Origin of the sequence: Thiomicrospira pelophila DSM 1534, assembly GCF_000711195.1 — a bacterium.
Taxonomy (GTDB): Bacteria; Pseudomonadota; Gammaproteobacteria; order Thiomicrospirales; family Thiomicrospiraceae; genus Thiomicrospira; species Thiomicrospira pelophila.
The window spans coordinates 89,956-110,469 of sequence record NZ_JOMR01000001.1 but is presented as its reverse complement, the minus strand read 5'-3'; the positions used below and the strand labels follow the sequence as shown (position 1 = coordinate 110,469).

Here is a 20,514-nt window from a genome sequence, read left to right as displayed (position 1 = left end):
CGGTTTTTCGACTATTTTACATGCTCAGGAACCTGTTGCATAAACTCAGCAGCTGGGAAGCCGACAAAATAACCTTGTGCATAATGAATGCCGAGCTTTTTAACCGCATCCAGTGTTTCACGATCTTCCACAAATTCGGCCACGGTTTCAATCCCAATTGACTGGGCAAGGGCGACCGCACTTTCAACAAACGCGTGGTCAATCCGATCGTGCAGCATATTGCTAATAAATTCGCCTTCAATTTTTAAATAATCGATTGGGAAATGTTTTAAATAATGGAAAGATGAAAAGCCGGAACCAAAATCATCAATCGCAAAACGGAAACCTTCAAACTTGAGATCGCGCACAAACTTTTCTAGCAAGCTTATATTGCGCACCGTTTCGCGTTCGGTCAGCTCAAACACAATGCAATCTGGCGAAATATTAAATTCCTGTGCCAGGGTTTTAACCTGATTAATAAACTCATTTAAGATCATCGCCTTGGGCGATAAATTAATAAACAACAGACCTTTATAGTTGGCGTCACGCATTTTCTTAAAGGCTTGTTTAATTAAAATATAATCGAGTTTATGCACAATGCCCATGTTTTCAGCCACATCAATAAACTCATTCGCGGTGACTAAGCGGCCTTTGTGTCGAATGCGCATCAGCAGTTCATGCACGCCCACTTTTGGCTGCTCGTTCGCGATGCTTAAAATCGGCTGGAAGTGGGCTTCGATTGAGGATTCATTTTCTAATACGTCCAACAAAAACGAGGTTTTTTCGGTATTGCGGTGATACAAATCGTGCAATTCATCATCGGTTGGTATCGAAATTTGATCTTTACCCGTTTGTTTACTTTTGTACATCATATTGTCGGCTACTACAAACAGCTCTTTGGTGGAGTCGGCGTGTTCCGGGTAACTCGCCAACCCGATTGAGCAGGCCATATGCACGCGTTGGTTGTTATACGCGGTTTCTTCTATTTTATGCACCTGATCCAATACGCGTTGCGCCACATCATAGGCTTGGTTTAAATTGGTTTCAGGTAATAACACCACAAATTCATCGCCACCATAGCGTCCAAACACATCGCCAGGGCGCAAAATATCGTGCACCTGGGTCGCAAAGCTTTGTAACATTAAATCGCCAAACGCATGCCCAAATCGATCATTGATGTTTTTAAAGTTATCAAAGTCCAACACCAATAAAGAAAAATCATAATTTTTACGATCTGCGCGTCCTTGTTCGTATTCAAGCATCTCATTAAACACGCGCTGGTTAAAGAGGTTAGTTAATGGATCGCGGGTGGCGTAATATTCCAAATCGTGGGTGTATTTGTTAATCGCTTTAATCGAACCGACCACGTTAATTAGTGTGGTCAAAATACTTTCAATCACCATCGCACGCGTCAAGTCTTGGCCAACCAACGATTGCACACCAATCCCCACCACACCACCAATCTTGGGCGTGTCGAGCATTAAGCTTTTGGTTTGCAGTTCGATGTCGAGCGCATTTTCTCGTAATGAGCGACTTTCATCGGCAATCGAATGATGAATATCGATGGTTGGGTCATGACGCAGTATGGGATGATTTTTAATTTGTTCACAAGCCGAGTCTTCAAACATCTGTTTCATTGAATCGGTTGGCACGCCTGCCCAAAAAATTTCCATTGCAAAGCGTTCTTCATCATCGGTGCGGAAAACCACAAACAAGGCATACATCGGCAGAATTTTGGTCATCTCAATAATCAGATGATTGATATGTTCTTTCCAATCTTTGACCACTTCGGAGGTGATAATAAATTTATCCAACAGTTGAATTTCAAACTCCAAAATATCGCGGTCTACCGCCACGGTTTGAAGTTTTTCAGCCAGGCCTTGGAACTGCTCGCCCAGTTGTTGAAACTCGCTGTATTCGGAAAAGAGGGCATTTGGTTCAATGTCTTTCAGGTCGCGGACCTTTTGAATACTTTGCACTTGATTGTGAAGGGTAGAGATGGCTTTGTTTAATACCGAAGTAAGCTTCAAACCAATGAAATAAGCCATCAATAAAGGCAAGGGCAACAGCATCAAGAAAAACCAGAAAAACTGGGTTTTAGCCTCTTTTATCTCCGAGCCTAAATCTTGTGAGATATGCATAATCCCCAATACTTCACCTTCTTGAGCATTCGCGTGGCAGCTCAAACAGCGCGCCTCAGCTTTTAATGGCAACAAACTTAAACGCACATCGCCTTTGGCGTGCACGGCCGCTTCACCATTTCGAAACACTGGGCTAATCCATTGCTTAACGTCTTTGTTCATGTCTTGTTTGAGTTCGCCGTATAAGCTCGAAACTAATTCACTGCGGTAAATATCGATTTCAATATCCGAGCGTTGATAAGCTTGCTGAGTTTCTTCTAAAAACTGGTTGAGTTGGTCGCGGCTCCAGCCTTGGCTCATCACTTCATACATCTTGTCGAAAGTGAGCTGTGATAGCGTTACCGCGCCTTTTTGAGCGTTTTGAGTCAGTACGCGTTCAAATATGTTTGAGGCGACTAAATAGGACAAGCCAAACAGCGCAATCGAGGCGACAAAAGCGCCCATTAAAATCAATTTTTTGATGCTAGTGGGTTTCATTAGATGCGTTTCAAATTCGAATAAGACGTGCAGTATAGTGAAGCCTAGCCAGGCCTGCTAATAAAAAACCGTTATAACCCAATACAGTTGTATAAAAAATTGATGTCAAATAATTTTAGACCACCAGGCCTGGTGATGAATAAGTTCAGCGCTTTCAATGGCTTGACAAAATAATCGCTTAAAATTGGGAGATTATTTCTTATAAGATGGGCTATAAATATGACTAAAACTATCGAAAAAAATATTTGAATTATTTGCTTAGAAGGCCGGGTGCGAGTGCCCCGACCTAAAATTTAGCTACACAAATCCTTTGTGGGTTAAGTAAGCATCATAGTTATCGTTAAAGTCCTCAATGTCTTCTGGTGACATCACCCACAAGCGTTGCGCGAGTGAAGATACGAATTCACGGTCGTGGCTAACAAACACCACGGTTCCTGGATAATCCACCAAGGCTTGGTTTAAGGATTCAATCGATTCCATATCCATATGGTTCGTGGGTTCGTCCATTAACAGTACGTTTGGTTTTTCCAGCATTAGCTTGCCAAACATCATGCGACCTTTTTCACCGCCCGATAACACCTTGACCGATTTATCTATGTCTTTTTGTGTAAACAATAAACGACCCAAAATGGCGCGAATCGCTTGTTCGTCATCGGTAGGTTGTTTCCATTGACTCATCCAGTCGAATAAGGTCATATCAATTGCAAATTCGTGCGCGTGATCCTGCGCGTAATAGCCAATACTGGCGTTTTCAGCCCATTTAACTTTGCCGGAATCTAACTCGATATCACCTACTAATGCGCGTAACAACGTGGTTTTACCAATGCCGTTCGGGCCGATGATCGCCACTTTTTCACCGGCTTCGACCATGCTGCTAAAACGGTTTAACACTGGCGTGGTGTCAAAGGTTTTGCTGACGTTGTCGCATTCAACCGCCAAACGGAACAGTTTTTTGTCCTGCTCAAAACGAATAAATGGGTTCATGCGGCTAGAAGGTTTGACTTCCGCTAGTTCAATTTTGTCGATCTGCTTAGCGCGTGAGGTCGCTTGTTTCGCTTTCGACGCGTTGGCCGAAAAACGGCTCACAAACGTTTTTAACTCGGCAATTTGAGCTTTTTTCTTCGCATTGTCAGACAATAATTGTTCGCGCACTTGAGTAGAGGCCATCATATAGTCGTCATAATTACCCGGATACACACGCAATTCGCCATAATCCAAATCGGCCATGTGGGTACAGACACTGTTTAAAAAGTGGCGATCGTGCGAAATGATAACCATGGTGCTGTTGCGCGAGTTTAAAATAGTTTCCAACCAACGAATCGTGTTGATATCCAAGTTGTTGGTCGGCTCGTCAAGCAACAAAATATCTGGGTCAGAAAACAACGCCTGCGCCAATAACACACGCAGTTTCCAGCCGGGGGCGACTTCTGACATTGGGCCATAATGCATTTCAACTGGAATCTCTAGCCCCAATAACAATTCGCCAGCGCGAGCATCCGCGGTATAACCGTCCATTTCGCCAAACTCCACTTCCAATTCGGCGACTTTTAAACCGTCTTCTTCCGACATTTCGGCCAGGCCATAAATGCGGTCACGTTCCTTTTTTACTTCCCACAGTTCGCTGTGGCCCATAATTACGGTATCGATTACGCTAAAGCTTTCGTACGCAAACTGATCCTGACGTAATTTACCCAAACGTTCGTTCGGGTCGAGCATCACCTGGCCAGCGGTCGATTCTAAATCGCCCCCTAAAATTTTCATAAAGGTGGACTTGCCGCAGCCATTTGCGCCAATTAAACCATAGCGGTTACCGCCGCCAAATTTAATCGAGATGTTTTCAAATAGCGGCTTTTCGCCGAATTGCATGGTGATATTCGCGGTAGAGATCAAAGCATTATTTCCTGTTAAATCAAAGGTGAGCGCGCATTCTACTCGTTTTAACACAATATAGCGAATGGGCAACCCGATTAACCAAGCACCAGGCCTGGTGGTTAGTGAGACTTGCGTTATAATCTATCCACATTTTTAATAGTGAGAAAACGCAATGCAAACATCAAGCTTAATTGAATTACTGCCTGATTTTAATGCCCTGCAAGCCGATCAAATCGAAGCGAAAGTAGATCAGTTGCTGGCCGACAGCCGTCAAAAACTCGCGCAAATTGTCGCCTGTGACGAACCACCGAGCTGGCAAAATCTGGTCGAACCGATGGAGCAAATCGAGCATGGTTTTGAATCCATTTGGGAGCCGATCGGGCATTTAGATGCGGTGCGTAACGCGGATGATTGGCACGCGGCCTACGACGCGTGTTTGCAAAAAGTTACCGAATACCATACCGAAGTTGGCCAAAACCAAGCGCTGTTTGCGCGTTTTGAAGCGCTGGCGAAAAGTTCCGCTTATGCAACCTTAAATATTGCGCAGAAAAAAGTGGTGGATAATGCGTTGCGTGATTTCCGTTTATCCGGCATCGCGCTTGCACCAGCGCAACAAGCGGAATATAAGCAAATCAGCCAGCGTTTATCGCAGCTTTCTAGCCAGTTTGGCAATCAGGTTTTAAAAGCTACCCAGGCCTGGTCAAAACATATTACGGATGCAGCCGAGTTAGCCGGATTGCCCGAATCCGCGATGGGTTTATTGCAACAATACGCCCAGCAGAAACAGTTGGATGGCTGGCGCGTCACCTTAGACTTTCCCAGCTATTTAGCCGTCATGACGCACGCCGACAATCGCGCTTTGCGTGAAGAAGTTTATCGTGCTTTTTCAACACGCGCTTCCGACCAAGCGGATAATCCAGAGCTAGATAACAGCGCCAATATTGACGAGATTCGTCAACTGCGTCACCAGCTGGCCTTATTGCTTGGGTTTAACAACTATGCCGAGCGTTCGCTCGCCACCAAAATGGTGGAGTCGACCGATCAAGTAATTGGATTCTTGCGCGATTTAGCACGCCAAGCCAAACCGCAAGCGCAACAAGACCTAAAAAATCTGCGTGAGTTTGCCCAAACGCAACTGGGTTTAAATGACTTACAGCCTTGGGATATCACCTACGTCAGCGATAAACTCAAACAACAACGTCTTAGTTTGTCGCAAGAAATATTAAAGCCCTATTTCCCCGTTGAACAAACCTTAAGCGGCTTGTTTACAATTGTCGAACGTCTGTTTGGTGTGCAAGCCGTGCAAGTCAGTGGCGTGTCGGTTTGGCATGACGATGTACGGTTTTACGAACTAAGAGATGAACAAAACCAATTAGTGGCCGGGTTTTATTTAGATTTATACGCGCGCGAAAACAAACGCGGCGGCGCGTGGATGGATACGGTGCAAACTCGTTGGCGTCACCCGAATGGCGACGTGCAAGTGCCGGTCGCACACTTAATTTGTAACTTCACACCGCCAATTGGTTCAAAGCCAGCGTGTTTAACGCACGACGAAGTCACCACTTTATTCCATGAATTTGGTCACGGCTTACATCACATGTTGACTGAAATGGAACACATGGATATTTCCGGTATTAACGGCGTACCTTGGGATGCGGTCGAGTTGCCATCGCAGTTTATGGAAAACTTTTGTTGGGAGCGCGAAGGGCTGGATTTAATCTCCGGCCATGTCGATAGTGGCGAACCTTTACCGGATGATTTATTTGAATCGCTCAAACAAAGTCGGCATTTCCAATCCGCGATGATGATGGTGCGCCAGTTGGAGTTTTCCTTATTCGACTTTTTACTGCATGCCGAATACAACCCGCAAGCCGTTGAGCCGGTGCAAGCAGTGATTCAGCGAGTGCGTGATGAAGTCGCCGTGATTCAACCACCGAGTTACAACCGGTTTGCGAATAGTTTTAGCCATATTTTTGCCGGTGGTTATGCGGCGGGTTACTTTAGCTACAAATGGGCGGAAGTCTTATCAGCGGATGCGTTTAGCTTGTTTGAAGAACAAGGCATTTTAGATGTGGATACCGGGCGCAAATTTAAAAACACCATTTTAGCCGCCGGTGGTTCGGTTGATCCGATGGTGTTATTTAAAGCCTTCCGCGGTCGCGAACCGGATATTGCCGCCTTGTTAAGACATTCGGGCATTGCGGCTTAAAACGTTGGACATGCTTTTAATTCCTTACCACCAGTCCTGGTGATGAAGCATTGATTGATTTTCAGGCACAAAAAACCCCGCGATAGCGGGGTTTTTTGTTTGTAGCTTTGCTCTTAGCTTTAGAATTTGAATTCTACGGCTACGTTAGCGGCAATAGAGTTGTCTTCAAACTCCTCAAAGTTTGTAGAGTTTAGAGCAAGGTCTAAGCTGATTGGCCCAACCGTTAAGCCACCGTGAATACGAGACATTGCGTTGCCTGCGCTTTCATTGGTGTAACCAACACGTAAATCGGGTGCAAACCAAATATTAGAAGCGTAAGAAGCTGATACGCCAGCTTTTTGAGTTTCTAAACCTGAAATTGCCATGGTTTTGTTTAAGTCATAAAAACCAGCCAAGGTCCAGCGACGGTTTTGAGAGAAATACGCACCTTCTACACGGCCTTTTGCATCAAGGGTAATGTCTTTGGCTAGATAACCAGAGTCCATTAAGGTTTGCGCTGCGTTATTGGTGCCAACAGCTGTATAGTCAAAACTTGGCGAATTGATGTTTTCCAGTGTGACACCTAACATATAGTTTTTAGCATTGTATTGTAGGCCTAGGTCAACCGCCATCGCTGAGCTCGTGTTGTCAAACGTCATCGAATCTTCAATACCGTCAGACAAATCATCGCCAAAATCCGCCTGTGAGTCATTGATAATGCCGTCTAATTCAAACGCATAGTGGTTAAAACCGGCGGTAAGCATTTTAAAACGAACACCAGCATTCATGCTGCCATTACCAATTTTAAAGTAGCGATCTAAATCCATGCCGTAGCCTAGGGTTAGTTCGGTCATTTGGTAACCCGTTACGGTAAAGCCAGCATTAGTTGTGGCCGTTGCTTGTTCTGAGCCTGGAGTTGAAGTGTCAACTGTTACAGAAGCCGGTGCGACTTGAACAAAGCCTGTTGACGAACCAGAAGTAACCGAGGCAGCTAGCATAAAGCCACCCCAGTTAGTGGTTTGAACCACTAAAGGTACGGATACACCAGCTTGAACATTCATGCCTAGAGCACGGAATTGATCGAGATAATTATCTACTGATTGGCCAAGCGCGGCTTCAGCTTCAGCTTGATCAGCATAAACATTATTAAAAAAATCAATTGCGACATTATCAAAATCATTTTGTAGGCTTTCAGTATCCCCATCAATGCCCGCCATGCCAGTGTATTCAATTTCAATACTACCACTGGCCCCTAAACCCCATAGACGTTTAGACGTATCGCCGCCCAGAGAAGCTGGGTTTTGGAAATTGTTAAACAGCGTGTGGGTGTTGCCGGCATCGCCATAACCCAAGATTGAACCTGCGTTGTGAAAGGTTGATGCCATCGCGCTGCTGGATAAAGCGCCGGTAACGGCGACGGCTAAAAGTTTGCGTTTGATCATTATGAATATCCTTATTTAGTGAATCTTTTGTGGCTTAACCACCAGGCCTGGTGTCGGTGTTGGCAAGTGAAACTAGCCAGCCTGGTTTTAAACCCCTTGGGTAAATTAAATCATAAATTACACAAACTTTGCTTATTTTTTAACACCTTTTGTAAGGTCTTTGACGCCTAGCGATGCTAATACGGCTTCCTTTCTTAGCTCGGCTTTACTAGACTAAGCGCAGAGTAAACGCATGCAAAAGGATGCCCATGAGTTATATCACGCCAGAAGGTTATCAACGTTTAAGTTCGGAAATGGTGTTCTTGTGGAAAAAGAAACGCCCTGAAATCGTGCGCGCGTTAGCCGATGCCGCCGCCGAAGGCGATCGGTCGGAAAACGCCGAGTATATTTATCGTAAAAAAGAACTGCGCGAAACCGATCGGCGTTTGCGCTATTTGGAGCGCCATTTAAAAGACATTAAAGTGGTGCGCGATCGTCCCGCGAATGAGTCCAAAATTTATTTTGGGGCCTGGGTGACGCTAGAAGATCTGGATGGCGAGTTGCATACGTATCGGATTGTCGGTGGGCTCGAGGCCGGTTATACGCCGGGTGATATTTCGCTTTTTTCGCCAGTCGCGAAAGCCTTGTTGGGTAAGTCGGTTGAGGATGAAGTCACGGTGGATTTGCCGGAGAATAAACGCGCCGTGTATTATGTGGTATCGATTCAATATGATTCGCCCGAAACGAGTACCAGCCAGCCAATGGCTCAATAAGCCAACTCAGCTAAAAAGGAATCGCCCATGATCAGCGCCGCTAATTTAATTCGTCAGCCTCAGTTTTTTGCCTTATTTGTGGTGCAATTTTTGGGGGCGTTTAACGATAACTTGTTTAAAAACGCCTTGGTGATTTTGATTACCTATCGTTTATTGCACGATTCCAATTCGGCGCTCACGATTACGCTGGCGGCGGGGTTATTTATTTTGCCGTTTTTTTTGTTTTCGCCCTGGGGTGGTCAGTTGGCCGATCGTTGGGATAAGGTTTGGCTGATGCGCAAAATCAAGCTCGCCGAAATTTTAATTATGTTGCTGGGTTCGTTGGCGTTTTTTAGTGGCGATATTGGTTTTATGTTGGCGGTGTTGTTTTTATTGGGGGTGCAGTCGGCGTTTTTTGGGCCGATTAAATATTCGATTTTGCCCGAACAGGTGGATGCTGAACGCTTAATGCAAGCGAACGCTTGGTTTAGCGGCTCGACTTTTGCGGCGATTTTATTGGGCACTTTATTAGGCGGCTTTTTAATATTGGGCGATCAAGGCTTGCTTTGGGTCAGCGCCATCATGATTAGTTTTGCCTTGATCGGTTATGCCGCCAGTCGCCAAGTCGATTCAGCTCCGCATCCAGAGGCCGTGACATTAAACCAGGCCTGGTGGTCGCCTTATCGGGAGGTATTTAAAGGTTTTGGAGATGGGCGCGGTTTTATTGTGGTGTCGATTTCGTTTTTTTGGTTTATTGGCGCCTCGTTACTCAGCCAGTTTCCGGTTTGGGTAAAGGACTATTTATACGCGGACGAACAGGTCGCGGTCTTGTTTATGGCGTTATTTGCGCTTGGGTTCGGTTTGGGCGCGTGGTTAATTAACTGGCATTTAGCCGGTCGCACGCGTTTGCGTTATCAACCGTATTTGTTGGCTTTAATGGCCTTGGCCTTGGCGGATGCATTATGGGCGACCAGCGCGGTGAATGTGCCTGAGCAGTTACTAAACTGGCGCGAATACTTAAGTCAATGGCCGGGCAACCGGGTGGTGTTTGATTTATTATGGCTGGCGATTTTAGGCGGCGCTTATTGTGTGCCTTTGTATACCCAGCTACAGCGTCAAGTACCGGAAACGCAACGCGCACGCGCGTTTGCGTTAAATAATGTGATGAACGCCTTGTTTATGGTGTTGTCCGCCTTGGCGATTATGGCAGGGTATATGTTGGGCGGCGATTGGTTACAGCTGGGTGCGGGCTTGATTTTGATTATGTTAGCTTTTGCCTTTTGGGAAAAGCGTTGGCGCGGGCGCGTGAACTTATTGGGCTGATAATAGGCAGAAAGGCTGATTGAACAAAGCAAAAGGTGAATTATGAAATGGGTGTTTAAGTGGCTGTTTAAAATTCTATATCGCATTGAGGTGCGTGGATTAGAACATTATGAGGCGGTTGATCAGTCGACTCAGCCTTTGCTGATTGTGGCGAATCACCAGTCTCTCATAGATGGTCCTTTAATCGATTTGTTTATTCCCGGGCGCACCCACTTTATGATTCACGCCAGCCACACCGGCGGTTGGAAACGCTGGATTTTGAAAATGGCGTCGTTTATCGAAGTCGATATGCACAGTCCGTTGGCGGCCAAACATATGATTCAGGCGCTTAAAGCCGGCAAGCAAGGCATGATTTTCCCCGAAGGGCGTATCACCACCACTGGCGGTTTAATGAAGGTTTACGAAGGCACCGCTTTGGTCGCCAGTAAAACCAATGCGGCGATTTTGCCAGTACAGATTGATGGCGCCCAATTTAGCAAGTTGTCTTATTTAGATGGTCGTGTGCGCTGGACTTGGCGGCGCTGGTTTCCCAAAATCCGGATCACGGTGTTACCTGCACAAAGCCTGGCAGTTCCGGCTGATCTTAAAGCGCACGAACGTCATGCTTTATTAAAACATGCGCTTTATAAAATCATGCGTGACTCGCAGTTTTATGCGCGTTATCAGCCTAAGAGCTTATGGCAAGCCTTACTGGAGGCACAAAAAACCTATCCTCAAACTCAGTATTCGGTGGCGGATGCGCAGGGCACGGAATTGAGTTTGAGCAAGTTAGTTCTGGCCGGGCGGGTGCTGGGTTTGGCTTTATCGGAACGTTGCGCGTCACAAACCCATATTGGTGTGTTATTGCCGAATGTCGCGGGCATGGCGGCGACCTTTTTTGCTTTGCAGGCTTATGGCAAAGTGCCGGCGTTATTAAACTTTACCGCTGGAGAACGCGCGATTAAATCCGCTTGCCAGACGGCTCAACTGCAAACGGTTTTAACCTCGCGCAAGTTTATTGAGTTAGCGGGTTTAGAGGAGCTGGCCGAGTCTTTAGCAGAACAAGTTGAGCTGGTGTATTTAGAAGATATTCGCGAACAGATCGGTTTGGGCACCAAATTACGCGCGTTAATGCGTTCAAAACACCGACTACCAGGCCTGGTGGCGGCCGATAAAGCCGCAGTGATTTTGTTTACCTCGGGTTCGGAAGGCGCACCCAAAGCGGTGGTGTTATCCCACCAAAATTTAATCAGCAATGTGGAGCAAATTAGCGCCATGTTTGCATTATTACCCAACGATGGTGTGTTTAATGCCTTGCCGACTTTTCACAGTTTTGGCCTGACAGCAGGTTTGTTGTGGCCATTACTAAATGGCGCGCGGGTTGAGTTGCATCCGACACCTTTGCATTACCATGTGATTCCAGAGCGCATTTACCAGACGAATGCGCGCTTGTTTTTTGCGACCGATACGTTTTATAACGGTTACGCGCGCCAAGCTGATGCGTATGACTTTTACAGTATTGATGCCCTGGTAGCGGGGGCGGAAAAACTCAGATCCGACACGCGACGTTTATATGCGGATAAATTCCATAAACCTATTTTTGAAGGTTACGGGGTTACCGAAACCGCGCCGGTGTTGGCGGTGAATATTCCACAAATGTGTCAGCACGGTAGTGTGGGTCAGTTTGTGCCGGGTGTGGAGTACCGCTTAGAGTCGATACCAGGCCTGGAGGAAGGCCAGCGTTTGTGGGTAAAAGGCCCAAATATTATGTTGGGTTACTTTATGGCGGATGAGCCCGGTGTGCTGGTGCCGCCACCCGATGGCTGGCACGATACCGGTGATATCGTAGAGATTGACGAGTTTGGTTTTGTGACGATTTTAGGGCGCGCCAAACGCTTTGCCAAAATTGGCGGCGAAATGGTGTCGCTGGCGGCGATTGAAAGCGCGATAGCTTCCTATTGTCAGCAAGGTCAAGCGGTGGCGGTGCGTTTGCCCGACCCACATAAAGGCGAACGCATTGCTTTGGTGACGGATGATTCAAGCTTGAGCAAACAACAGGTGGTACAAGCGTTGCGAGAAGCGGGCTTAACCGAATTGGCAACGCCGAAAACCATTTTAGTGGTGGATCAGATTCCATTATTAGGCACCGGTAAAATTGATTATCCGGCCGTGGATCGCTTAGTTCAGCCTGCCACCAAATTAGCAGAATAAAGTGGGCGACCTGGCTTTCAGGACAGCCTTTTGGGCATTCATTAACGCTTTTATTGAGAACACATCATGCTAAAACGCTTTTTATTTCCGGTAATTTTAGTTTTGTTGGCTTATGGCTTTTGGATTAGTCCGGATTTTAAAGAAATCGCCGCCGGCATTGCGTTGTTTTTATTCGGCATGGTTTGTTTAGAAGAAGGTTTTAAGGCGTTTACCGGTGGTACGCTAGAAAGTTTGTTACGCGTATCGACCAGTCGATCTTGGAAAAGTGTCACCTTTGGCATGACCGCCACCACCTTAATGCAGTCCAGTTCGCTAGTCTCCTTAATTACCCTATCGTTTGTCAGCGCCGAAATGATTACCTTGGCGGCGGGTATCGGCATTATTATGGGGGCCAATATTGGCACGACTACGGGCGCTTGGCTGATTGCCGGTTTTGGTCTAAAAGTGGATATTGGTGCTTATGCCATGCCCGCGATTGTGTTTGGTGTGATCTTGTTTATGCAAAAAAGCAAAACACTGAAAGGCTTGGGTTATGTGTTGCTGGGGATTGGCTTTTTGTTCCTGGGTATTCACTACATGAAATCTGGTTTTGAGGTGTTTCAGTCGGGCGTGAACTTGGCGCAATACGCGCTACCAGGCCTGGTGGGTGTGTTGCTGTTTACCTTAATCGGCATGGTGGTGACGGTGATCATGCAGTCGAGTCATGCGACTTTATTGGTGATTATTGCGGCCCTAGCAACCGGGCAGGTGAGTTACGAAAATGCCTTGGCGCTCGCAATTGGTGCCAATTTAGGCACGACGATCACTACAGTAATGGGCGGTTTGGCGGCGAATTTAAGCGGCAAGCGTTTAGCGGTCGCGCATGTGGTGTTTAATGTGATCACGGCGGTGGTCGCGATTAGTTTTATCAATCAATTTATCTGGTTGGTTGATCATATGGCGGCTTGGATGGGCATTAATGACGATAACTATTTATTAAAACTCGCGTTATTTCATACCTTATTTAACTTGCTCGGCGTGCTGTTATTGTGGCCGTTTCTATACAAGTTAGAGGCCGCGTTGATTCGCTATATTAATTTTGTGCCAGCCGGTTCAGAGCAACCCTTGTACTTGTATCCAGATGCACTTGAGACTCCGTCAACTTCAGTCGGCGCGGTGCGTAAAGAAGTGCAACACCTGTTTGATAATGCCTATGGTTTATTGGCGCACGGCATCAGTTTGCGCCGCGCGGTGATTGATTCAGATGAGTCGTTGGCTGATGCGGTTAAGTACACGCGTCGTATTATGCCGCTGGACTTGGATGATGCCTATGAAAACAAAATCAAAAGTTTGCACAGCGCAATCGTGGCCTTTATTGGCGAGGCGCAAACAAGAGAGTTGACGCGTGAAGCAACCGAAGAGCTTTATGTGTTGCGCCAAGCCAGTCGAAGTATTGTTGAAGCCACCAAAGCCATGAAACACATGCATAAAAACTTGTCGCGTTATGGCGTGTCGAGTCAGTTAGCGGTGCGTGAGCAATATGATACGATGCGTTTGCAAATTGCTAAGTTATTGCGCGAATTACGCGATATTTTGAAACATCCTGAAAATGTCACCTCGTTATCATTGGATGCGCTTACACTGGCTCAAGAAAAATCCAGTCAGCAACTTATGGATAGTTTGGACGAATTGATTCGCAGCCGTCATATTCAAGCTCAGGTTGCCACCTCGGTCATGAACGACGAGAGTTATGTCATGGAGTTAGCTAAGCATTTAATTAAAGCGGCGCGTGCTTTATTGATCGATCCCGATATGCGCAGTTCACAAACCCTCGCGCTCGACAGTCAAGAAATTGAAAGTTTGGCAAAAGCACAAAATGGTTAGGCTGAGGTTTGTATTCGAGGTTACCGGTTGTTGAATTAAATACCCTGTTCAATTCGCGCCAAACCCAAGGAGACGGTGATGAAACTTAAGAAAATGCTCAAAAAGTTGATGGATTTTTTTAATGCTGATCTGAAACAACAGCGCCAAGACTTGAAATCACTACGAAAAATCTTAAAACAATTGAAGCAGAAAGAACAAGAGTTGATTGCGCAACTAGAGGTCACCGATGTCGCTGAGGCACGTGAAAATCTGCAAAACAAACTGGATGTTGTGCGGGCACAACGTGCCAAAGGCAAACAACATTTGCTTGTACTGCGCGCTGGGCGCGAAACCAGTTCAAATGACGGTTCTACATCAGATTAAAGGTCTGGTTTAAGATTTTTTATCTTCTTCTGGCCCAGTTTCATCAGATTCAGTGCGAGTGCCTAAACGCTCATGTGCGGCTTTAACTTTTTCAAATACACGAGCCTCATCGTCGGTGATTTCGCTGATAGCCCATGGTTCGGCCGGCGATATACTGCGACCACCCGTGCGTGCAGCGAATTTCTCTTGTTTCAGCGCTTGTAATAGGCTGGCAATCATCGCCAATACGATCAACGAAAATGGCATGGCGGCCGCGATGACGGCGGATTGTAAAATCGATAATCCACCAGCGACAAGCAACACGGCCGTTAATAACGCTAAAAATACCCCCCACATAAAACGATGCAAAACCGGCGGATTGATATCCCCGCCCGATAAAATGGTGTTAATCACTAGAGTGCCAGCATTGGCCGAGGTGATTAAATAGGTACCAATTAATAAGAGCAATAGGCCTGATACCCAAGGCGCAATGGCGCCGAGCTGCATGCCATTAATCATCACGAATAAGGCGGTCGATACATCTTGTTCGACCGCGGCAATCACGCCACCCATGCCAAATAATTCCTGGTATAAGGCCGTACCGCCAAATAAGCCAATCCAAATAATCGTGATCCCGGTGGGTACAAGTAAGACACCCGCGACGAATTCACGAAAGGTTCGGCCGCGAGAAATACGTGCGATAAACATGCCCACAAAGGGCGACCAAGCTAGCCACCAACCCCAAAAAAACACGGTCCAATCAGCCTGCCAGCTGCTGCCATAGGTGACGTTCGTGTGGAATGTCATGCGGATAATGTTTTGAATATAATCGCCGGTGGCTTCGAGTGTTAAGCCGATTAAGTATTGGGTCGGGCCCCACAACAACATAAAACTTACGGCCAATAAGCTCAGCCAGAAGTTCAGTTCAGACAATAAGCGCACACCGCGATTAACGCCGGATAAAACCGAGAAGGTCGCAATCCCCATAACCACAGCGATAACAGTGAGTTGAAGTTGTAAGGAGTCGGTTAAACCAAATACTTGGTTCAGGCCGGCATTCATTTGTTGGATACCTAAGCCCAAGGTGGTGGCAATCCCAAACACTGTGGCAAATACAGCTAGCAAATCGACCATATCACCAATTGGTCCACGTACACGTTCGCCTAGCAACGGATAAAGAGTGGAGCGAACCGTTAGGGGTAAGTTGTGCCGAAATGCAAAATAGGCCATTACCAAGGCAACAAACGAAAAAATGGCCCAGCCATTTATGCCCCAATGGAAGAATGATAAGCGCATCGCGATCACGGCGGCTTCGGGCGTCATACCATGATCCATAAAGGGATTGGTTTGAAATTGCATAATCGGTTGCGCGACCGACCAGAACAAAATGCCGATACCGGTTCCGGCCGCAAATAACATGCTAATCCAAGAGAAAAAGCTAAATTCAGGTTGTTCGTCGTCATTGCCTAAACGTACATTTTTAAAACGACCCACGCCCAGCCAAATCATAAAGAACAACATAAACGCCACCAGCGCGACGTAATACCATTCTAAAAACGGATTTAAAAAATCGCGCAAGCCATAAATCACGTCCGCACTTTGCTGGGTGTAAAATCCGACAAATACTAATGCCAAGCCAATCATCACAAAGGATGAAACGGTTAAAAGAGGGTTCATGCCCTTCAGCACACCGGTTCTGGCTTGGTTATACATAAACTTGCCTTTAAATAAGAATAGAGAGGGTTTTTTATAGTAAGGCTTATATAAGTGAAAGGTCAAATATAGGGTTTAATTCAGCCTGCTATAATCCTTTTTCATACAATGTTAGATTGTATAATTGGTTAACAGATTGACTCATAAGAAGAATTTAAGTCTTAATTATCGATAGGGGCGGCTATTTTGGTGAATTGGAGTAAGTGTGTCGACTAAACGTTTGGCCATCTTAATTGGCCTATTGCTGATCACGGTTTGGAGCTTAGGTGTCTATTACTTTACTTATCGGGTGGATGTAGAGCAGCACAACTATACCCAGCGCCAAATTGCTGATCTAAACGTGACCTGGTCAGCTGTTCAGCAGTTGCAGCAACGCGGCAAAGATGCGTATTTTCAAACCTATATTATGCAGCCGGCTATTCTCGACCTTTTGAAAAAAGCGCAAATCCCGTCCAAACGAGATCAAGCACGCTCGGCTTTGTTTGAGCAACTAAAACCGATTTACGATCAACTTTCGCAGCAAGGCGTGCATCAGTTTCAGTTTACGCTGCCGAATAATGTCAGCTTATTGCGCATGCACTCGCCGCTAGAATATGGGGATGATTTAACCAGTTTGCGTGAATCGTTTCGTTTGTCCAATACCCATTTAAATCCAACATCGGGTTTTGAGCTGGGGCGAGTTTTACCGGGTTTTCGCAGTATTTATCCGATTATTCATAATGGTCAGCATTTAGGTTCGGTCGAGTTTAGTAATGCGTTTGAAACCTTACGCAAAGACATTGCATTGTTGGATAGTTCTCGCGAATACGCGCTGGTACTGAACTGGCGTGTACAGGCGGCGGTGTTTGAAGCTTATAAATCCTATTATGTGCCTAGCTTCTTCAACCAGGCCTGGTTGCAAGAAAATCCAAAGCAAAAGTTGCCGAATGCCTCGACCGATTTAACCGATTATGCGCATCAAGCTGGCAAAAAGTTACAAACTAATACCTATGTATTGCGCAATATGGAGCTCGGGCAAAGTTTTGCTTTGCCTTTCCGGTTAAACGGTCAATATCAAGTCGCAAGTTTTTTGGCAATCAACGATATTGAAGGACATAACGCCGCCTATTTAGTTGCCTTGTCGCCCGCGCCCTTATTGGACGGGCTGAATCAAGATTTGGTGAATAATGTCTCGGTCACCACCATTTTAATTGTTCTACTTGGTTGGACGTTGTTTTCGGTATTACGTAACCGTGAAGAATTGCGCATTGCCGCGACCGCGTTTGATGTGCAAGAGGGCATTACCATCACCAGCCCGGAAGGCAAGATTCTAAAGGTTAATAAAGCCTTTACCCGTCTAACTGGTTACGAACCTGAAGAAGTGATAGGTCAAACACCAGCTATCTTAAGTTCCGGTCGTCAATCCAAAGAGTTTTACCAAAAGATGTGGCAAAGCCTTAAAACCAACGGCAGTTGGAAAGGTGAAATTTGGAACCGCCGCAAAGATGGAGAACTCTATGCTGAATGGTTGACGATTACTGCGGTATACGATCAGAAAGGCAGTGTGACACATTATGTGGGTGCATTTTTGGATATCACCCAGCGTAAAGAAGACGAAGAGCAAATACGTAAACTGGCGTTTTATGATCCGCTTACCGAGTTACCCAATCGCCGATTACTGGTGGAAAGAATAGAGCACGCACAAGCGATCAGCGCACGCACACGTCACTACGGCGCCTTGCTGTTTATTGATTTGGATAACTTTAAAACCCTCAACGATACTAAAGGCCACGATGTTGGCGATATGCTGTTATTGGAAGTAGCGGCACGCTTGAGTACACAGGCTCGTGAATCTGATACGGTTGCGCGTTTAGGGGGGGATGAATTCGTGATTCTGTATGAAGAATTAAGTCGAGATGAGCAAAAAGCTTCGCTTGAAATGGAGCATTTAGCGGAAGGAATTCGCGATTGTTTAAATAAGCCCTATTACTTGAAAGATTATGAACATTTCAGCAGCCCGAGCATTGGAGTGGCGTTGTTCCGCGGTCATCAAATTAGCTTGGATGAATTGTTAAAAAATGCTGACAGCGCCATGTATCAAGCTAAACATGCGGGTCGTAATACGATTCGTTTATTTGATCCTGAGATGCAAGAAGCGTTAGAGCACCGTCTGGGGTTAGAAGAAGATTTGCGTTATGCGATTGAGCATAAACAGCTTGAACTGTATTATCAGCCCCAGCTGAACGATCAAAACCAAATCAGTGGTGCGGAAGTCTTGATACGCTGGCGTCATCCTCAACAAGGGCTTATTTCTCCGGCGCAATTTATTCCTATCGCTGAAGACAGTGGCTTAATTATTGAGATAGGTGATTGGGTGCTGGAGCAAGCTTGTCGTCGTTTAAGTGAGTGGAAAAATCAACCTTCTCTTACTCATTTAACCTTGTCGGCGAATATCAGCGTACGTCAGTTGCGCCAAGCCGATTTTGTTAAGAAGGTCAGCTATTGGCTGGATCACTTCCAACTTCAGCCTGGTCAGTTAAAGTTGGAAATTACTGAAAGTATGGTAATGGACGACTTGGAAGACACGATTGCAAAAATGCAGCAGCTTAAAACGCGCGGCGTCCTGTTTTCGATGGATGACTTTGGTACCGGGTATTCTTCGCTATCAAGCATTAAACGATTACCGCTAGATCAACTCAAAATCGATCAAAGTTTTGTGCATGATATTGGACAGGAAGCCAGCAGCTTAGTGCTAACCGACACCATTATCGCAATGGGTAAAGCCTTAGGTTTGCATGTGTTAGCAGAAGGTGTTGAAACTGAAGAACAGCGACAGACTCTTATTTCGCAAGGTTGTTATGATTTTCAGGGTTATTACTTTGCGCGCCCCTTGCCTTATCACGACTTTATTATTTATCTAAACAGTCAGTAAACTTTTTTAGCGTCCTAACCTCTCAGCATAAGCACCAGGCCTGGTGCTTATGCGTAGCTTTTCAAAAAACCGTCACCTTAGTTCACAAAACCTTAACAAGCGACCTTGTTGCAATGCGTAAAGTTATCGCGTGTTTCAAATTAACGCGTTTAATTTTTATTGAATAAGGAAAAACTCATGAAGAAAAATATTCTTGCTCTAGCGATCACCTCTGTTATCACGGCACCTGTTGTTATGGCTGAAGAAGCTAAATCGGGTCCAGACGTATACGGTCAAATCAACGCCGCCATTAACAGCACCACGGATAAAGGCATGAAAACAACTGATCGTGATTCACGTATTGGTGTTAAGGGTTCACACGACCTAGGTAACGGCCTTAAGGGTATCTACAAAATGGAATTCGGCGTCGATGTGGCCGAAGGTTTTTCAGGGTTGTCTGGTCGTAATGCTTATGTTGGTTTAGCCGGTGATTTCGGTACAGTATTGGTTGGCCGTCACGATACGCCATTCAAAAAGTCACAGCCAAAAGATTTATTTGGGGATGCGACTTATGGTGACATGGGTAAAAAGTCTATGGCGGGCGGTTTAGGTAAAAAAGCTGGCGAAATGCGTTCAGATAACGTATTGATGTATACCTCACCAGAAATGAGTGGTGTTAAATTGATGATTGCGGGTATGAGTGATCTTGCAGTTGATGATACAACGACCCTTGCAGAAAATGAGTCAGAAACAGAATCATCGTTAACAAATGCTTTGTCTACCGCCGTAACTTATGGTTCAACCAAAAAAGGCATTTATGCTGCTTTGGCTTATAACACTTGGGGTGCCGAAACCCAAACTAACAACGAAGCTTACACAGAAATGCGTTTGTCAGCTCAGTATGCAGAATCAGGTATGATTGCGAACGTTGTTTACCAAACATTTGATGATGGCGCAGATGCTGATGCGGCCACTGAAGGTTCAAACATGCAGTTTGGCGTGGCTTATAAAATGGGCAAATTTATGCCTAAAGCCAAGTATTCAATGGTGGCATTTGCAGACAGCACAAAAGACGACGGCACATCTATGGCGTTCGGTGTTGATTACAAACTAGCTAAAGCAACAACGGCATACGTTGAATATGTGTCTGCAGACAAAAACATGATGAGTTCAACGGATGATTTAACCGACATCGCAGTTGGTATCAAGCATAAGTTCTAATTGAGCTTTGTGTTTTCCTAGTTAGTTTTGTTTGTGTGCCTATGATTGGCACAGAGACCCCGCCTTGGCGGGGTTTTTTTGTTTTAGGAGCAAACAACTCAGTACTACCAGGCCTGGTATAAGCCTAACAAACATACGTCTT

General features: G+C 45.7%; 12 protein-coding genes. 8 read left to right on the top strand and 4 right to left on the bottom strand.

Going from position 1 to position 20,514, the window contains the following annotated elements; translation table 11 throughout:
• Nucleotides 1-11: 11 nt before the first annotated feature.
• Together N746_RS0100540 and N746_RS0100535 are read right to left on the bottom strand one after the other, a co-directional pair.
• Complete coding sequence (locus N746_RS0100540; protein ID WP_038125794.1) at nucleotides 12-2,597, bottom strand: putative bifunctional diguanylate cyclase/phosphodiesterase; 2,586 nt, start codon at nucleotides 2,595-2,597, stop codon at nucleotides 12-14.
• A gap of 297 nt (nucleotides 2,598-2,894) precedes the next feature.
• Nucleotides 2,895-4,487, bottom strand: coding sequence for an ABC-F family ATPase (locus tag N746_RS0100535; RefSeq protein WP_029933409.1), 1,593 nt, complete (start codon nucleotides 4,485-4,487; stop codon nucleotides 2,895-2,897).
• Between the two features lie 154 nt (nucleotides 4,488-4,641).
• Between N746_RS0100535 and N746_RS0100530 the strand changes: the two genes are divergently transcribed.
• Nucleotides 4,642-6,678 (top strand): M3 family metallopeptidase, encoded by a 2,037-nt coding sequence (locus N746_RS0100530; RefSeq protein WP_029933408.1) that lies wholly within the window; start codon nucleotides 4,642-4,644, stop codon nucleotides 6,676-6,678.
• A 119-nt stretch (nucleotides 6,679-6,797) separates the two neighbouring features.
• Here the strand turns inward: N746_RS0100530 and traF are convergent, their stop codons facing one another.
• The gene (traF, locus tag N746_RS0100525) at nucleotides 6,798-8,099 is read right to left on the bottom strand and encodes a conjugal transfer protein TraF (RefSeq protein ID WP_029933407.1); all 1,302 of its coding nucleotides are present in this window, start codon (nucleotides 8,097-8,099) and stop codon (nucleotides 6,798-6,800) included.
• A gap of 248 nt (nucleotides 8,100-8,347) precedes the next feature.
• On the opposite strand from traF, the gene greB reads away from it, so the two are divergent.
• The 5 genes from greB to N746_RS0100500 all read left to right on the top strand — a co-directional run bounded on the left by greB (nucleotide 8,348) and on the right by N746_RS0100500 (nucleotide 14,569).
• Nucleotides 8,348-8,851, top strand: coding sequence for a transcription elongation factor GreB (gene greB, locus N746_RS0100520; protein ID WP_029933406.1), 504 nt, complete (start codon nucleotides 8,348-8,350; stop codon nucleotides 8,849-8,851).
• A gap of 27 nt (nucleotides 8,852-8,878) precedes the next feature.
• Nucleotides 8,879-10,153, top strand: a complete 1,275-nt coding sequence (locus N746_RS0100515) for an MFS transporter (protein ID WP_029933405.1) — start codon at nucleotides 8,879-8,881, stop codon at nucleotides 10,151-10,153.
• A 42-nt stretch (nucleotides 10,154-10,195) separates the two neighbouring features.
• Entirely contained in the window at nucleotides 10,196-12,343 is a 2,148-nt protein-coding gene (locus tag N746_RS0100510) for an AMP-binding protein (protein ID WP_029933404.1), read from the top strand.
• A 66-nt stretch (nucleotides 12,344-12,409) separates the two neighbouring features.
• Entirely contained in the window at nucleotides 12,410-14,206 is a 1,797-nt protein-coding gene (locus N746_RS0100505) for a Na/Pi cotransporter family protein (RefSeq protein WP_029933403.1), read from the top strand.
• A 78-nt stretch (nucleotides 14,207-14,284) separates the two neighbouring features.
• Entirely contained in the window at nucleotides 14,285-14,569 is a 285-nt protein-coding gene (locus tag N746_RS0100500; RefSeq protein ID WP_051678419.1) for a hypothetical protein, read from the top strand.
• A 9-nt stretch (nucleotides 14,570-14,578) separates the two neighbouring features.
• On the opposite strand, the gene N746_RS0100495 is transcribed toward N746_RS0100500, so the two are convergent.
• A complete protein-coding gene (locus N746_RS0100495) occupies nucleotides 14,579-16,261 on the bottom strand; it encodes a BCCT family transporter (protein ID WP_051678418.1) in 1,683 nt (560 codons plus the stop codon).
• Nucleotides 16,262-16,466: 205 nt separating this feature from the next.
• Between N746_RS0100495 and N746_RS10520 the strand changes: the two genes are divergently transcribed.
• Both N746_RS10520 and N746_RS0100485 read left to right on the top strand, forming a co-directional pair.
• Nucleotides 16,467-19,172: a bifunctional diguanylate cyclase/phosphodiesterase gene (locus tag N746_RS10520; RefSeq protein WP_051678417.1), complete on the top strand. Its 2,706-nt coding sequence runs from the start codon at nucleotides 16,467-16,469 to the stop codon at nucleotides 19,170-19,172.
• A gap of 177 nt (nucleotides 19,173-19,349) precedes the next feature.
• Complete coding sequence (locus N746_RS0100485; RefSeq protein WP_029933399.1) at nucleotides 19,350-20,372, top strand: porin; 1,023 nt, start codon at nucleotides 19,350-19,352, stop codon at nucleotides 20,370-20,372.
• Nucleotides 20,373-20,514 lie beyond the last annotated feature (142 nt).

Bases quoted from the DNA above. Each gene is read 5' to 3' on its own strand.
- N746_RS0100540 (WP_038125794.1), bottom strand. From the start codon at position 2,597: ATGAAACCCACTAGCATCAAAAAATTGATTTTAATGGGCGCTTTTGTC.
- N746_RS0100530 (WP_029933408.1), top strand. From the start codon at position 4,642: ATGCAAACATCAAGCTTAATTGAATTACTGCCTGATTTTAATGCCCTG.
- traF (WP_029933407.1), bottom strand. From the start codon at position 8,099: ATGATCAAACGCAAACTTTTAGCCGTCGCCGTTACCGGCGCTTTATCC.
- greB (WP_029933406.1), top strand. From the start codon at position 8,348: ATGAGTTATATCACGCCAGAAGGTTATCAACGTTTAAGTTCGGAAATG.
- N746_RS0100515 (WP_029933405.1), top strand. From the start codon at position 8,879: ATGATCAGCGCCGCTAATTTAATTCGTCAGCCTCAGTTTTTTGCCTTA.
- N746_RS0100510 (WP_029933404.1), top strand. From the start codon at position 10,196: ATGAAATGGGTGTTTAAGTGGCTGTTTAAAATTCTATATCGCATTGAG.
- N746_RS0100505 (WP_029933403.1), top strand. From the start codon at position 12,410: ATGCTAAAACGCTTTTTATTTCCGGTAATTTTAGTTTTGTTGGCTTAT.
- N746_RS0100500 (WP_051678419.1), top strand. From the start codon at position 14,285: ATGAAACTTAAGAAAATGCTCAAAAAGTTGATGGATTTTTTTAATGCT.
- N746_RS0100495 (WP_051678418.1), bottom strand. From the start codon at position 16,261: ATGTATAACCAAGCCAGAACCGGTGTGCTGAAGGGCATGAACCCTCTT.
- N746_RS0100485 (WP_029933399.1), top strand. From the start codon at position 19,350: ATGAAGAAAAATATTCTTGCTCTAGCGATCACCTCTGTTATCACGGCA.